Here is a 14,129-nt window from a genome sequence, read left to right as displayed (position 1 = left end):
AAGAAAACACTAATGATTGTTGATTAAGTCTGGACGGTTGTTAGGCCAGTTTGTTCATAATAAAATTATAAGGGGGATGAAAATATGCCGTTGAAGAGAAAGGATCTGCTTGGTTTATATAATATTAGTGGGGGTGAGATTAAGGAAATACTTGATACAAGTGAAGCCATGAAAGAGATTTTTACCAGGAGTGTTAAAAAAATTCCAACCCTGCGGGGTAAGACAATAGTAAATCTATTTTTTGAACCGAGTACCCGAACAAAGTCTTCTTTTGATCTGGCAGCTAAAAGGTTAAGTGCTGATGTTATGAGTATTTCTAAGAGTACCAGTAGTGTTATGAAGGGCGAGACATTACTTGATACTGCTAAAACACTGGAAGTTATGGGGGCCGATGTTGTTGTGATCAGACATAGCATTCCTGGGGCTGCTGAATTTCTAGCTAATAATATTAGAGCCAGTGTACTTAATGCCGGTGATGGAGCACATGCCCATCCAACACAGGCTTTACTGGATTTATATACAATCAGGGAAAAAAAGGGTAAGATAAAGGGTTTAAAGGTTTTAATTATAGGTGATATTGCCCACAGCCGGGTTGCCCGTTCAAACATATGGGGTTTATTAAAAATGGGTGCTGAGGTTAGGGTAGCAGGTCCTGCAACATTATTGCCGCTTGAGATAGAGAAAATGGGTGTTAAAAAATATACAGACCTGGACAAGGCCTTAGAGGGTATTGATGTAATCAATATCCTGCGTATTCAGTTAGAAAGACAGGCCAGGGGTTTATTCCCTTCTATTAATGAATACCGCCATTTTTATGGTATTAATCAGGAGAGAATAAATAATGATGATATCCTGGTTATGCATCCGGGACCAATGAATCGAGGCGTAGAGATTGAGAGTGCTGTAGCAGATGGTAATAGTTCAGTAATTACCGAACAGGTAACAAATGGTGTGGCAGTCAGAATGGCTCTTTTATATCTCTTGGTAGGGAGGAATAATGAAGATGAAAAAATTGTTTAAAAATGCTTTTATAATTGATCCTTTAAATGATTTGACAGGTAAGTATGATCTACTACTGGATGCTGATAAAATAGTAGCAATTAAAAAGGAAATAAATCAGGAAGATTGTATGATAATTGATCTGAAGGGAAAGATTTTATTACCAGGACTAATTGATATGCATACCCATTTAAGGGAACCTGGTTTTGAAGAAAAGGAAACAATTAAAACGGGATGTGAAGCAGCAGCAGCAGGGGGCTTTACAACTATTGCCTGTATGCCTAATACTAATCCTGTTGCAGATAATCAGGCAACTATAGAGTATATAAAAGCCAGGGCTAAAGAGGCAGTGGTAAATGTAATACCAATTGGCAGTATTACAAAAGGTTCATCAGGAAAAGAACTTGCTGAAATAGGATTTTTATCTGAAGCAGGTGTTAAAGCAATATCTGATGATGGTAATCCAGTTATGAATAGTGAAATAATGCGTAGAGCAATGGAATATGCCAGTAGTTTTTCTCTGCCAGTAATTAGCCATTGTGAAGATAAAAACCTGGCTGGTGATGGTGTGATGCATGAGGGTTATTACTCTACAATACTAGGCTTAAAAGGAATACCAGCAGCAGCGGAGGAGGTTATGATTGCCCGGGATATTATCCTGGCTGAAATGACCGGAGCCCATTTGCATATTGCCCACCTGAGTACTGCCAGGGGAGTAGAACTGCTCAGAGATGCTAAGAAAAGGGGCCTGAAAATTACAGCAGAGGTAACCCCACACCACCTACTCCTTACTGACCAGAAGGTTAAAGGATATAACCCTGATACAAAAGTTAACCCCCCTCTAAGGAGTGATAGAGATAGAAAGGCATTGTGTAAGGGATTAAAAGATGGAATAATTGATGTAATTGCTACTGATCATGCACCACATACTTATGAGGATAAATTGGGTGAGTATGACCTGGCTTCTTTTGGTATTTCAGGACTGGAGACAGCCCTTTCGCTCCTTTATGATAATTTTATTGATAAGAATGTATTTACATGGGAGGAATTGCTTGATTTTATGGCCTATGGTCCAGCTGAAATACTAGGTATCAAACACGGAGGGTTAAAAAAGGGTTCAACTGCAGATATAACAGTCTTCGATCCTGATATAAGCTGGAAAGTTTCTAAAGAAAAAATGAAATCCAGGGGTAAGAATACTCCTTTTGCTAATAATGTTCTACAGGGCAGAGTGGTTTTAACAGTTGTAAAGGGAAATATTGTTTATAATAATATGAATGGCGAAGCCAGGATTTTATATGATAATTAAAAGGGGGTTTTTTTGTGTTATATAAAATAGTAAGGAATGAACAGATAGGACCAGATTATTTTTTGCTGGAAGTATTTGCACCACACAATTATAATAGAGTACGACCTGGTAATTTTTTTCATTTCAAATTATCTTCACAGGGATTTGATCCCCTGTTACGCCGCCCTTTAAGTATTCATGATGTTAACTATCAAAAAAAGAGATGGGTTTTTCTATACAGGGTAGTAGGGCGCGGGACAAGTATTTTAGCAGATTTTAAAGAAGGTACAGAAGTAGATATACTGGGGCCGCTCGGTAATAGTTTTACACTTACTCAAAATAAAGAGGTTACCCTTTTAGGTGGTGGTATGGGAATTGCCCCTATATATTATTTATTAAAACAAATATATAAAGATTGTAGAGTTAATGTTTTTATAGGTGCCAAAAGTAAAAATGAGTTTATGTATTTATATAATAAAATTAGTGAGTTGGGTGTTGCTGTAAACTATGCAACTATAGATGGTAGTAGTGGTTTTAAAGGTACTGTACTTGATATATGGAAGAGTAAAGGGCTCAGGGGGGATTATCTTTATTCCTGTGGACCTGAGCCAATGTTGAAGGAAATACAAAAAATAGCCACTAAAAAAAATATGAGTGGTGAGTTTTCCCTGGAAGAGAGGATGGGCTGTGGAATCGGCGTTTGTCTCTCCTGTGTCTGTCAGACAAAGAGTGGTAATAAACGTGTTTGTAAAGAAGGACCTGTATTTTCATTAGAGGAGGTGGTTTTTAATGACTAAAGTAGACCTTGGGGTAACACTTTCCTCCCTTAAATTAAAAAACCCCCTGATAACTGCTTCTGGAACCTGTGGTAATGGTAAAGAATTACAGGATTATTTTGATATTGAAAGGCTTGGGGCCCTTACTGTTAAAGGGATTACTGTTAAACCATCCAGAGGTAATCCTACTCCTCGTATTACAGAAACCCCTGCCGGTTTATTGAATTCTATTGGCTTAGAGAATCCAGGGATTGATAAGTTTATTGAAGAAAAATTAGAAATTATTGATGCCTATCAATTGCCTGTAATCGTTAATATCTCTGGTCATTCACTTGATGATTTTGCCTATCTAGCTGAAAGATTAGCTCCTTATCCCCAGTTTGCTGCCCTGGAAGTTAATGTATCTTGTCCAAATATTGCAGGTGGTGGGATGGTCTTTGGTACTAATAAGGAATTAGTCTATAAGGTTACCAGAATTGTTAAGGAAAATTACCCAGGAACAGTTATTGTGAAACTTTCTCCCAATGTTACCGATATTACAGCTATTGCCAGGGCTGTTGAAGAAGGTGGGGCAGATATTATTTCAATGATAAATACATTACTGGGGATGGCTATAGATATTGATAAACAGGCTGTGGTTCTAGGCAATACCTTTGGGGGATTATCTGGCCCTGCAATAAAACCAGTAGCCTTAAGGATGGTTTATCAGGTTGCTCAGGTGGTTGATATCCCTATTATAGGGATGGGGGGTATTATGACTGCCCGGGATGCCCTTGAGTTTATTATGGCTGGTGCCAGTGCTGTAGCAGTAGGAACTGCTACCTTGATTAATCCTGATGCAGCTCTAAAAATTATTGATGAACTGGAAGCCTATTTAATAGATAAGGGGATTGATTCTATTAAAGAATTGATTGGTAAGCTTATTAAGTAATTTCTAATATAACAGCCCTGAAGGAAATGTCTATAGCAATGGTTTATCAGACCTTCAAAAACTCAAATGCCTGGTTTAGGATAATAGGTTTTCTTGATAATAAATATAGAATAATACATATTATTATTTTTGTTTAGAGATAATAATCTTTAAATGGAGCATAGATAAAAAAATAATTTTCACTTAAGGAGTGTTTTGAGTTATGAATAATAATAGAGAGTATTCAAAAGAAGAATTTTCACCTGCTACTTCCCCAGGTCAACCAGATCGGGGATTTGAGCCAGGTGGTTTACCTGATAAATCAGGAAACAAAAATAATCAGGAGCAAAATACAATGAAATCTATTCAACAACTGGGGGAAAACACTCCACCTCTCCCTGTAAAAAGTGATATACATACTATTTCTATTATAGGCCAAATAGAGGGTCACCTTGTTTTACCACCCAAGAATAAAACAACCAAGTATGAGCATATTATTCCTCAATTAGTAGCAGTAGAGGAAAACCCTAATATAAAGGGATTATTAGTAATCCTCAACACAGTTGGTGGTGATATAGAAGCTGGTCTAGCAATCTCAGAAATGTTAAGCAGTATGAATAAGCCAACAGTATCCATAGTCTTAGGAGGGGGGCACAGTATAGGGGTTCCTATTGCAGTTGCTACAGATTATTCATTAATTGTAGCAACAGCCAGTATGACAGTACACCCTATTCGCTTGACAGGTATGGTTATTGGTGTTCCACAGACCTATGAATACTTAGATAAAATGCAGGATAGGGTTATTAGTTTTGTTACCAGGCATTCACGTATTACAGATGACGATTTTCGCCATTTAATGTTCCAAACAGGAGAACTGGTCAGGGATGTGGGAACAGTGTTGGTAGGTGAGGAGGCTGTAAATTCTGGTATAATTGATGGAGTAGGTGGTTTAAACCAGGCTCTAGAAAGACTTCGCTATATGATTAATACCAGGGAAGAGGGTTTGAATAATGATTAATTACTCTATTTATCCAGCAGATGTTGTTTTTAATGAATGGGATGAAACTGAATTAAAATATGAGGAGTTTACTACCAGTGAGGGGGTTATACTTCAGGTAAGGAGGCTGAACGATAATAATGTTAAAATAGACAGGGTTATAAGTAGTAATCCGGAGATATATTTACGCAATGACCTTGCACCAGGCTGTATTTTAAAAAACAGCTTGCAATTGTAAAGTATAGAATGATAAAATTAATATAAGAAGCATAGTTATATTATTAGTAAAATAAGGGTGTTGATATAACTATGCATATTTTTTTGTTGGGTCTTTTTTTATTTTTAATTGGACTTGAGGGTTCTAAAAAAGGAGTAGAATCAATTTCTTCTGCTGGCTTTGAGAGTATATTACATAAACTAGCTAGTAATCTACCTAGCAGTATTTTCACTGGTATTATTGTAACAGCTATTTTACAGAGTAGTAGTGCTGTTTCAATTGTTTTAATAAGTCTTCTGGAAAGTGGTTTGATATCAGTAAAATCGGCTCTAGCTATCCTTTTGGGGGCGAATATAGGTACGACCTTTACTGTGCAACTTATATCATTTCCTGTATTGAATACCTATCCTTATTTAATTATACTGGGTCTATTCTTAATTATACTGGGGTGTTTAACATTCAATAAAATAAAAATGCTGGGGTTTATTTTAATTTCCTTTGGCATTATCTTTGCTGGTTTGAATATGATGTCAGCTTTTTTTCAACGTGAAGAGGTAGCAGTCTTTATTAAATATCTATTGATTAAGAGTGGGAATAATGTATTATTAAATATTTTATTAGGGATGATGATCACTGCTGTTATTCAAAGTAGTAGTGCTGTTACCGGGATAACTGTTAGTTTAGCGGTGGTTAATTTAATTACCTTACCTGCTGCTATAGCTATTGCCCTGGGTAGTAATATTGGTACATGTATTACTGCCTATCTTGCCAGTATAAACTGTGAAAGAGAAGCTAAAATACTGGCCAATGGACACTTTATCTTTAATATTATTGGTGTGGTTTTATTATTACCTGTGTTTGATAAATTTGTCTATTTTATTAATCTGACCAGTACTAGCTTGATAAGACAGATAGCTAATGCACACACTATTTTTAATATATTTAATTTATTTGTTTTTTTGCCGGTTTTTAATTCGTTTGTTAGATTAATAGGGGGGGAAAAGGGATGAATTTAATTAATGTAGTTATAATTGGTATTGTTCAGGGAATAACAGAGTTTTTACCTATTAGTAGTTCAGGACATTTAGTGATTTTACAGAATTTATTTGGTATTAACGAGGGGCAATTAACCCTTGATATTTTTTTGCATATTGGTACGGTTATTCCAATTTTGATTATTTACTGGCAGGAAGTAAAAGACATTCTATTATTAAAAAAAGAGAAGAGAAGACTTAGCTACTTAATAATTGTTGGGATTATACCAACTGGTTTAATGGGTTTTTTTTTAAAAGACTTTTTTACAGGGCTTTTTTCTTCAGTCTTAAATGTTGGTTTTATGTTATTAATTACAGGGTTATTTCTTTATCTTGTAGAGAAATTTGCTGTTAGTAGAAAGGGATTAGCAGATATGAAAGAACATAATGCTGTTATTATTGGTATTGCCCAGGGATTAGCTATTATCCCAGGTATTTCCCGTTCTGGTACAACCATTACAGCCTCTATTTTTCAGAGCTTTGACAGGGAATCGGCAGCTAAATATTCATTTCTGGTATCTATTCCTGTTATATTGGGGGCTGGAATGTTGGAACTTAAAGAACTCCTTGATAATGGATTTGCCGGTACCAACTGGGTATTGATTATTACGGGAGCTGTTGTGACAGCTGTTACAGGGTATCTAGCTATAAAATATCTATTACATGTCCTAAAAAAAGGCAGTTTAATGGTATTTGCTTATTACTGCTGGATACTTGGGGTTTTAATTATTATTTTAGCAGGATTATTTTAGAAGATGTAGAAATATTATTATGGAGGTGTATCAGGTGGACAAAGACGAAAAGGAAAAGGAAAAAGAAATAGACGAAACCCTTGTTCAGGATGAGCTGGATATGGAGACAATAGAAAAAAGAAAGAATGAAATTCTGGGTATTTTAATGATTGCCTTTGGTATATTAAGTGTAATATCACTTTTTACCAGTACTACTGGTATTGTTGGAGAAAAATTATCAAATTCCTATAATTTTTTCTTTGGTCAGGGTGCCTTTATAATTCCCTTAATCTTTATTTTATGGGGAATAACGTTAATTCGTTTTAAAGGTTTAAGAATAAACACCAGACTACTTGGATTTATTATTTGTTTTATTACTCTCCTTACCCTGATTCATACACGATTATATCCCCGCTTTCCACTTGATTATGCCCTGATGGGTTATGGTGGTGGTCTGCTTGGGGGAGGTATATCCTGGATATCTATACAGTTATTTGGATTAATAGGCACTTATATTATATTGTTTTCTTTTATGTTGATTGGATTTCTTTTATGGTTTAATATCCTCTTATTATCACTCATCCAGAAATTTAAAAATTTAATATCAGCTTATTTTAGAAGGTTTATAAAAAAAGAGAAAAATAAAAACTCAGAATTGGATCAGAGTCCTGTTGAAGCCGGATATTATGATAGTGAATCTAGTTATGAGGAAGATATTTTTGATTTTTCGGTAGATGAAGTGGCAGCTGTTGAGGCCTTAACTGAGCTAGAAGATAGTGAGGAAATTATAAATCAGGAGAATGATCTAGAGGATGAGATATTAGAGCAGGAAGAGACGAAGGATAATATTGATAATGGCGGCGTGAAAGAGAAAAGAAAGTATGTTCTTCCTGGAATAAAACTTCTTAAAGATTCAAAACACAAGAGAAAAAGACCGGGTAATAAATCTGAAGTCCTTGAAGAAACACTGGAGAGTTTTGGAGTTGATGCCAGAGTAATAAAGGTTAATCATGGTCCAACAATCACCAGATATGAAGTTCAGCCAGCATCAGGGGTAAAGGTAAGCAAGATTGTAAATCTTGCTGATGATATTGCTTTATCCCTGGCTGCACCTGGTGTAAGGATAGAGGCTCCTATACCTGGCAAGGCCGCTGTTGGCATTGAAGTACCACATATGGAGAATATTACTGTCAGACTACGGGATATATTGTCTTCCCGGGAGTTTTCTCGGACAAAGGGTAAACTTAGTCTTGCTTTAGGTATGGGCATTGATGGTAGTCCTATTATTGCTGATCTATCACAGATGCCACATCTACTGGTAGCTGGTGCAACCGGCTCAGGTAAGAGTGTTTGTATTAATACGATTATAGCCAGTATACTCTATAAAGCTACACCTGGTGAAGTAAAATTGCTGTTAATAGATCCTAAAAAGGTTGAATTAAGTTCTTACCAGGGTTTACCACATCTTTTTTCGCCGGTTGTGTCTGATCCTAAAAAGGCTTCTAGTGTTCTTAAGTTGGTAGTTGATGAGATGGAGAGCAGGTATGAACTATTTTCTGATAGTGGGACAAGAGGTATAGGTTCTTATAATAAAAAAGTAGAACCGGCTGAGAAATTACCTTACATTGTAGTAATTATTGATGAATTATCAGATCTGATGATGGTATCTGCTAATGAGGTAGAAGATAATATATGCCGGCTTGCTCAAATGGCCAGGGCTGCTGGTATCCACTTGGTTATAGCAACTCAACGGCCTTCTGTAGATGTTATTACTGGTTTAATAAAGGCTAATATACCAAGTAGGATATCTTTTGCTGTTTCTTCCCAGACTGATTCAAGGACTATTCTGGATATGGGGGGGGCAGAAAAACTCTTGGGCAAAGGAGATATGTTGTTTGCCCCGGCTGGCACACAAAAACCGAAGCGGGTTCAGGGTGCTTTTGTTGACAATGAGGAGATTAATGCTATTGTTGATTTTGTGAAAAACCAGGGTAATCCAGATTATGAATTTGATCTGGAAGAAATCAAGGATGTTGCGATTGCATTAGATGATAACCATGATGATTTATATGAAGAGGCTGTAAAATTGGTTGTGAATTATCGTGCTTCTATTTCTATGCTGCAGCGGCGCCTGCATATTGGTCATTCCAGGGCTGCCCGTTTAATCGATCAGATGGAGGAAGATGGTATTGTCGGTCCATATGCCGGTAGTAAGCCTCGTGATGTCTTTATTGAACAGGAGGACCTGGAGGAGTTTTTTGCTAAAGACAATGATTAAAGATATAAAAAGGAGTTTTTATACCTTTTATAGAAGTTAAAGAATAGAAGTTAAAGATTGAGTAGTTATTTCTTTATTTAATAATACTTCTGTTTGTTAGCAGAAGATTATTGTTGTGTTTAGAAAAATCAGCTTAAGAATAAAAAAAACTTATTATAGGGAAAGGAGGGTATAATTTGTCTATAGGTGCTAAATTAAAGGAGGCTAGGGAAAAACAGGGTCTATCATTAAAGGATTTACAGGAAAAAACAAAAATTAGAAGCAAATACCTTGCTGCCCTGGAAAATGAAGAATATGAGCTAATACCAGGTGAAGCCTATGTTAAGGCGTTTATTAAAGGATATGCTGATTATCTTAATCTTGATGGAGCACAACTGGTAGATAAATATAATCAGATAAAAGAAATGGAGAGGAAAGCGAAAGAGGAAGAGGAAGAAGAGACAATTGAAAATGAGAAAAATGAAAATCCTAGTATATTACATAATAAAGTCTTTTTAAGTTCAATAGTAGTTTTACTAATCTTATTGGTTGTGGGCTTTGTAGTGTATAATGTATTTCTCTTAAATGATTCAAAAAATGAGGTAAATAATATAGCAGATGATAATTATAATTTAGATATTACTGCTAATAAGAAGGAGATTGAATCAGAAAATGAAGTTAAACAATATGATATAGTAGGGAATGATTATAATAAAGTAGAAGAGGTCAGCAGTCAAGCAGCCAGTTCATTTAATAATGAGTCTGATCAAGATGAAACGGTGTTAAAAAGTTTAGACAGCAAAAAAAAAATTGTTAAATTGATTGTTATAGATAGAACCTGGATAGAGATAGTTGTGGATGGTGATAAAGTTTTTACTGGAATATTAAAAAAGGGGGAGGAAAAGGAGTATTCAGGTTATGACAAGTTGAATTTAACGATTGGAAATGCTGCTGGAGTAAAGGTTGAAATAGACAAACAGGAATCTGGACCGTGGGGCAGGAAGGGTGAGGTTGTTAAAAAGGAAATAAAATTTTAATTTAATGTAGAAAAGGCGGTTTAGAATTCCGCCTTTTTAAAGTATTTAGAATATATAAATAATATTGAGCAGTAAAAAACACAGCTATATTGCTGTGTAAGAATTGGTGGAGGGGGAAGGATTTGAACCTTCGTAGGCATCGCCGGCAGATTTACAGTCTGCTCCCTTTAGCCACTCGGGCACCCCTCCGTATTGGAAGTAAGAAGTCGGGAGTCAGAGCTAAGAAACTCTGTCCTACTTCTTATTTCCTACATCTTAATTGGCACCCTCAAGGGGATTCGAACCCCTGCCGCCAGGATGAAAACCTGGTGTCCTGGACCCCTAGACGATGAGGGCATAGAATGGTCGGGCTGCTCGGATTTGAACCGAGGGCCCCCTGCTCCCAAAGCAGGTGCGCTACCAAACTGCGCCACAGCCCGACAACATTGATTAGTATACAGGAAAAATCCTTTAAGGTCAAAGGGGATGAAGCGGTAATAATCCAGGTTATCAGTGATTAGAACATTATATCTTTGTGAATCTCACTTATTGTACAGATTAATATGATTTAAAAATTATAATTTTATTTGCCATTTCTTATCACTAATGATATTTTATTAATAATATATGATTAAAAAAGAAGAATATACAGATATAATCTAAATAAAGAAGGTGATATATATGAATATACTATTAACAAATGATGATGGTGTTTATGCAGAGGGTATCAGGGCGTTAGCCAGGGCATTAATTAGGAGAGGCCATAATGTTATTATTACTGCTCCTGATAGAGAGAGGAGCGCTGCCGGGCATTCAATTACGATTAGTAATCCATTACGGGTCAAGGAGGCTGAACTAGGGATTGAGGGTTTAAAAGCCTATAAGATAAATGGTACTCCTGCTGATTGTGTTAAGCTTGGTGTCGAGAAATTAATTGATTTCAAACCTGATTTTATTATTTCTGGTATAAATGATGGTTCTAATCTCGGATATGATGTGCTTTATTCAGGGACAGTTTCAGCCGCTATGGAGGCCTGGATGATAGGTTATAAAGCAATTGCTGTTTCACTGGCTAGCAGTTCAACCCGTAATTTTGCCTATCCTGCCCGTTTTATTGAAGAACTTGTCAGTGAAAAATTATATAAAATAAATCAAGCAGTTTTATTAAATATTAATTTTCCTGATCTTAAAGAAAATCAAATTAAGGGTGTTAAGATAACAAAGTTGGGTAAAAGTCAATATGAAGATAAGTTTGAAGAACGAATTGATCCCATGGGAAATAGTTATTTTTGGTTAACTGGTGGTTCTATTAATTGTAAAAAAGAAGAGGATACAGATATATATTTGCTTAATAGTAATTATATAACAATTACCCCCTTGAAACCTGTTTTAACTGATTATAATACAATTGAATTACTCGATAATAATATTTTTTGAATTAAATCCCCTTTTTGATAATATATTTTAATCAGGGGGGGATTTTTGTGTTTGAAAAAATGAATGAGAATAGAAGTATAAATAATATTATCATTTTTAAGGTTGTCTTACTGGGGATTATTATCCTGTTGTTTTTAAGTATAATAATGGCTATTTTCTCAAGGTTCTTTTTTAGTTTGCAGACAAACACCTTAAATACAATATTAATAATAACTAACTTTCTAATAATTATTTTAATAGGATTTTTTGCAGCCAGAAAAGTAGAAAACAATGGTTGGTTACATGGGGGACTATCAGGTTTAATATATATGCTGATCATGATACTTATTGGGATAATAAGTATACCTGTTTCAATCTGGCATGTATTATTATTGTCATTTATTGGCCTTTTAGTGGGGAGCATAGGTGGTATTATAGGTATTAATTTCTAAGTCAAAACTTTCCTACATAAATAATGAGGGAAGAAGGGTATCTTAAGAGAGGGAGGTGATATATATTTCAATAGATTCCCTTGATTTAGACCTTCTACCTCATCAAAAGAAAACGGTCAGAAAAGTAATAGATGAATTAAATGGTAAAGCCATATTAGCTGATGAAGTTGGACTGGGAAAAACCATAGAGGCTGGTATGATCTTAAAGGAGTATATAGAAAAAGGTCTGGTAAAAAAATCATTAATACTAGTCCCGGCTTCTTTAGGGTTCCAGTGGACAAATGAATTAGTTAGTAAATTTAAGATTGAGAATATTTTTTTCAATAGAAAGGGAAGGGCCTGGGATTATTTTGATCATCAAATTGCCTCGCTGGATAAGGCTAAAAGGAATGACCATGCTCAGATCCTTAAAAAAATAGATTTTGATTTGGTAATAGTTGATGAGGCACATAGACTTAAAAATTGTGATACACTTAACTGGAAATTTGTTAATAATCTAAAAAAGAAGTATTGTCTTTTATTAACTGCCACACCAATTCAAAATAATATTGAAGAATTATATAATTTAATATCTATCTTATACCCAGACCTTTATGGGGATTTAGAAGAATTTAAGAAGAAGTATGTGGCTGGGAAGTATCTTATTAAAAATACAAAAAATTTAAAGGAAAAATTGCATAAAGTAATGATTAGAAATTCCCATGCAGATACAGGACTTGAGTTTCCAGAAAGAAAGATATATCATATTAATGTTAAGCTAACATCTGAAGAAAGAAAATTATATAATAAAGTAAGTAACTATGTTAAAACAGAGTATAGGCGGAGAAAAGCTGGTAGGCTTAGTATTTTAAATCTGCTTACCTATCAGCGTGAAATATGTAGTAGTTCATTTGCTATTATGCAGACACTGGCTCAAAAGAATGAATACTCACCTAGTTTAAGAGAAATTTATGAACTGGCTAAAGGAATTAAAATGAATTCTAAAATAAAAGAGGTTTTAAATATATTAGGGAAAGCAAATGGTCAGGTAATAATTTTTACCGAATATAGGGCTACACAGGTTTATATCGCGAGATTTCTGGAGGATAAAGGATATAGTACTATCCTTTTTAATGGAGGATATAGTTCCAGTGGGAAGGAATGGGTTAAATATATATTTCAGAGGGACAAGGATGTTCTAATAAGTACTGAAGCAGGTAGTCAGGGACTAAACCTGCAATTTTCCAATATTATAATTAATTATGACCTCCCCTGGAATCCTATGAAAGTAGAACAGCGAATTGGTAGAGTGCATAGGTTGGGTCAGACAAAAGATGTTGAGATTTATAACCTTGTAACTGCTAATACCATTGAAGAAAAAATCATTAAATTATTGTATAATAAGATTAATTTATTTAAAACTATTATCGGAAATATGGAAGATATATTAATAAAACCAGATAAAGTAAAATCAATTGAGCATGATATAATAGAGATTCTTGCTGAGTCAGATTCTGAGAAAGAAATAGAAGAAGGTTTTAAGAATTTGGGTAATAAACTTATTGATAATCATCCTGATAAAAAAAATACACTTTTAACAGTTTAAGTGTGTGTTGGGGTATATACTGATTATTTTCGAACAGACTCTTTAAAATTTAATGTAATATGAATAAAAATTGTGTAAACTGTTAATATTATTTTATAGAAGTCAATAGTTAAACAGGGTTATTTCTGCAATGGAAAAATATATACCAGGAAGGTATATAATTACTGCAGCATTTAAATATAATAGGAGATGCTGTAAGTGACTCTGTTTGCTGTTGACTTCTTTTCTTATAATTAAGTGTTTTGTATAATTAATTATGCGAGATACTTAATTAAATAAAGAAGAGGGCAGGATGATATCATCCTGCCCTCATATATTGGTGGGCCCACCAGGATTCGAACCTGGGACCAACCGGTTATGAGCCGGTTGCTCTGACCAGCTGAGCTATGGGCCCTTAGCGACAAAACCAATTATAATATATATTATAATATATGTCAAATAAAATAATTGG

13 protein-coding genes and 4 tRNA genes are annotated in these 14,129 nt (G+C 34.9%); 13 read left to right on the top strand and 4 right to left on the bottom strand.

The genetic code is table 11. The features are described from left to right. Window positions 1–84: 84 nt before the first annotated feature. From D7D81_RS13300 to D7D81_RS13255, 10 genes are all read left to right on the top strand, one after another. Window positions 85–1,020: an aspartate carbamoyltransferase catalytic subunit gene (locus D7D81_RS13300; RefSeq protein WP_125990573.1), complete on the top strand. Its 936-nt coding sequence runs from the start codon at window positions 85–87 to the stop codon at window positions 1,018–1,020. Further along, complete coding sequence (locus D7D81_RS13295; protein WP_125990572.1) at window positions 1,004–2,308, top strand: dihydroorotase; 1,305 nt, start codon at window positions 1,004–1,006, stop codon at window positions 2,306–2,308. The genes D7D81_RS13300 and D7D81_RS13295 overlap by 17 nt, the downstream gene beginning before the upstream one ends. 14 nt (window positions 2,309–2,322) lie before the next feature. Further along, window positions 2,323–3,084, top strand: coding sequence for a dihydroorotate dehydrogenase electron transfer subunit (locus D7D81_RS13290; RefSeq protein WP_125990571.1), 762 nt, complete (start codon window positions 2,323–2,325; stop codon window positions 3,082–3,084). Continuing rightward, the gene (locus D7D81_RS13285; RefSeq protein ID WP_125990570.1) at window positions 3,077–3,994 is read left to right on the top strand and encodes a dihydroorotate dehydrogenase; all 918 of its coding nucleotides are present in this window, start codon (window positions 3,077–3,079) and stop codon (window positions 3,992–3,994) included. Before D7D81_RS13290 ends, D7D81_RS13285 begins: the two co-directional genes overlap by 8 nt. Before the next feature lie 202 nt (window positions 3,995–4,196). Next, window positions 4,197–4,991, top strand: a complete 795-nt coding sequence (locus D7D81_RS13280) for a ClpP family protease (protein WP_125990569.1) — start codon at window positions 4,197–4,199, stop codon at window positions 4,989–4,991. Next, a complete protein-coding gene (locus D7D81_RS13275; RefSeq protein WP_125990568.1) occupies window positions 4,984–5,208 on the top strand; it encodes a YlzJ-like family protein in 225 nt (74 codons plus the stop codon). The genes D7D81_RS13280 and D7D81_RS13275 overlap by 8 nt, the downstream gene beginning before the upstream one ends. 86 nt (window positions 5,209–5,294) lie before the next feature. Beyond that, window positions 5,295–6,197 (top strand): Na/Pi cotransporter family protein, encoded by a 903-nt coding sequence (locus D7D81_RS13270; RefSeq protein WP_205739218.1) that lies wholly within the window; start codon window positions 5,295–5,297, stop codon window positions 6,195–6,197. Beyond that, window positions 6,194–6,973, top strand: a complete 780-nt coding sequence (locus tag D7D81_RS13265) for an undecaprenyl-diphosphate phosphatase (protein WP_125990566.1) — start codon at window positions 6,194–6,196, stop codon at window positions 6,971–6,973. The genes D7D81_RS13270 and D7D81_RS13265 overlap by 4 nt, the downstream gene beginning before the upstream one ends. A gap of 34 nt (window positions 6,974–7,007) precedes the next feature. Then, window positions 7,008–9,230 (top strand): FtsK/SpoIIIE family DNA translocase, encoded by a 2,223-nt coding sequence (locus tag D7D81_RS13260; RefSeq protein WP_353622078.1) that lies wholly within the window; start codon window positions 7,008–7,010, stop codon window positions 9,228–9,230. A 176-nt stretch (window positions 9,231–9,406) separates the two neighbouring features. Next, window positions 9,407–10,246, top strand: a complete 840-nt coding sequence (locus D7D81_RS13255; protein WP_125990564.1) for a helix-turn-helix domain-containing protein — start codon at window positions 9,407–9,409, stop codon at window positions 10,244–10,246. 104 nt (window positions 10,247–10,350) lie between these two features. Here the strand turns inward: D7D81_RS13255 and D7D81_RS13250 are convergent. The 3 genes from D7D81_RS13250 to D7D81_RS13240 form a co-directional block, all read right to left on the bottom strand. Further along, window positions 10,351–10,435: transfer RNA gene (locus D7D81_RS13250), tRNA-Tyr, on the bottom strand. A 71-nt stretch (window positions 10,436–10,506) separates the two neighbouring features. Next, window positions 10,507–10,582: transfer RNA gene (locus D7D81_RS13245), tRNA-Glu, on the bottom strand. Window positions 10,583–10,588: 6 nt separating this feature from the next. After that, window positions 10,589–10,665: transfer RNA gene (locus tag D7D81_RS13240), tRNA-Pro, on the bottom strand. Window positions 10,666–10,906: 241 nt separating this feature from the next. On the opposite strand from D7D81_RS13240, the gene surE reads away from it, so the two are divergent. Genes surE through D7D81_RS13225 form a run of 3 tightly spaced genes read left to right on the top strand, consistent with a single transcriptional unit; the run spans window position 10,907 to window position 13,678 of the window. Then, window positions 10,907–11,662 (top strand): 5'/3'-nucleotidase SurE, encoded by a 756-nt coding sequence (gene surE, locus D7D81_RS13235; RefSeq protein ID WP_125990563.1) that lies wholly within the window; start codon window positions 10,907–10,909, stop codon window positions 11,660–11,662. A 47-nt stretch (window positions 11,663–11,709) separates the two neighbouring features. Further along, on the top strand, window positions 11,710–12,093 hold the full coding sequence (locus D7D81_RS13230; RefSeq protein WP_125990562.1) for a TIGR04086 family membrane protein: 384 nt from the start codon (window positions 11,710–11,712) through the stop codon (window positions 12,091–12,093). A gap of 55 nt (window positions 12,094–12,148) precedes the next feature. After that, window positions 12,149–13,678, top strand: coding sequence for a DEAD/DEAH box helicase (locus tag D7D81_RS13225; RefSeq protein ID WP_286169703.1), 1,530 nt, complete (start codon window positions 12,149–12,151; stop codon window positions 13,676–13,678). 317 nt (window positions 13,679–13,995) lie between these two features. Here the strand turns inward: D7D81_RS13225 and D7D81_RS13220 are convergent. After that, a tRNA-Ile gene (locus tag D7D81_RS13220) sits at window positions 13,996–14,072 on the bottom strand. Window positions 14,073–14,129 lie beyond the last annotated feature (57 nt).

Origin of the sequence: Halocella sp. SP3-1 (assembly GCF_003953885.1) — a bacterium.
In the GTDB taxonomy this organism is placed as follows: Bacteria; Bacillota; Halanaerobiia; order Halanaerobiales; family DTU029; genus Iocasia; species Iocasia fonsfrigidae.
Note: the sequence above shows the minus strand (reverse complement) of the source record. Positions and strands in the feature narration are given on the sequence as shown.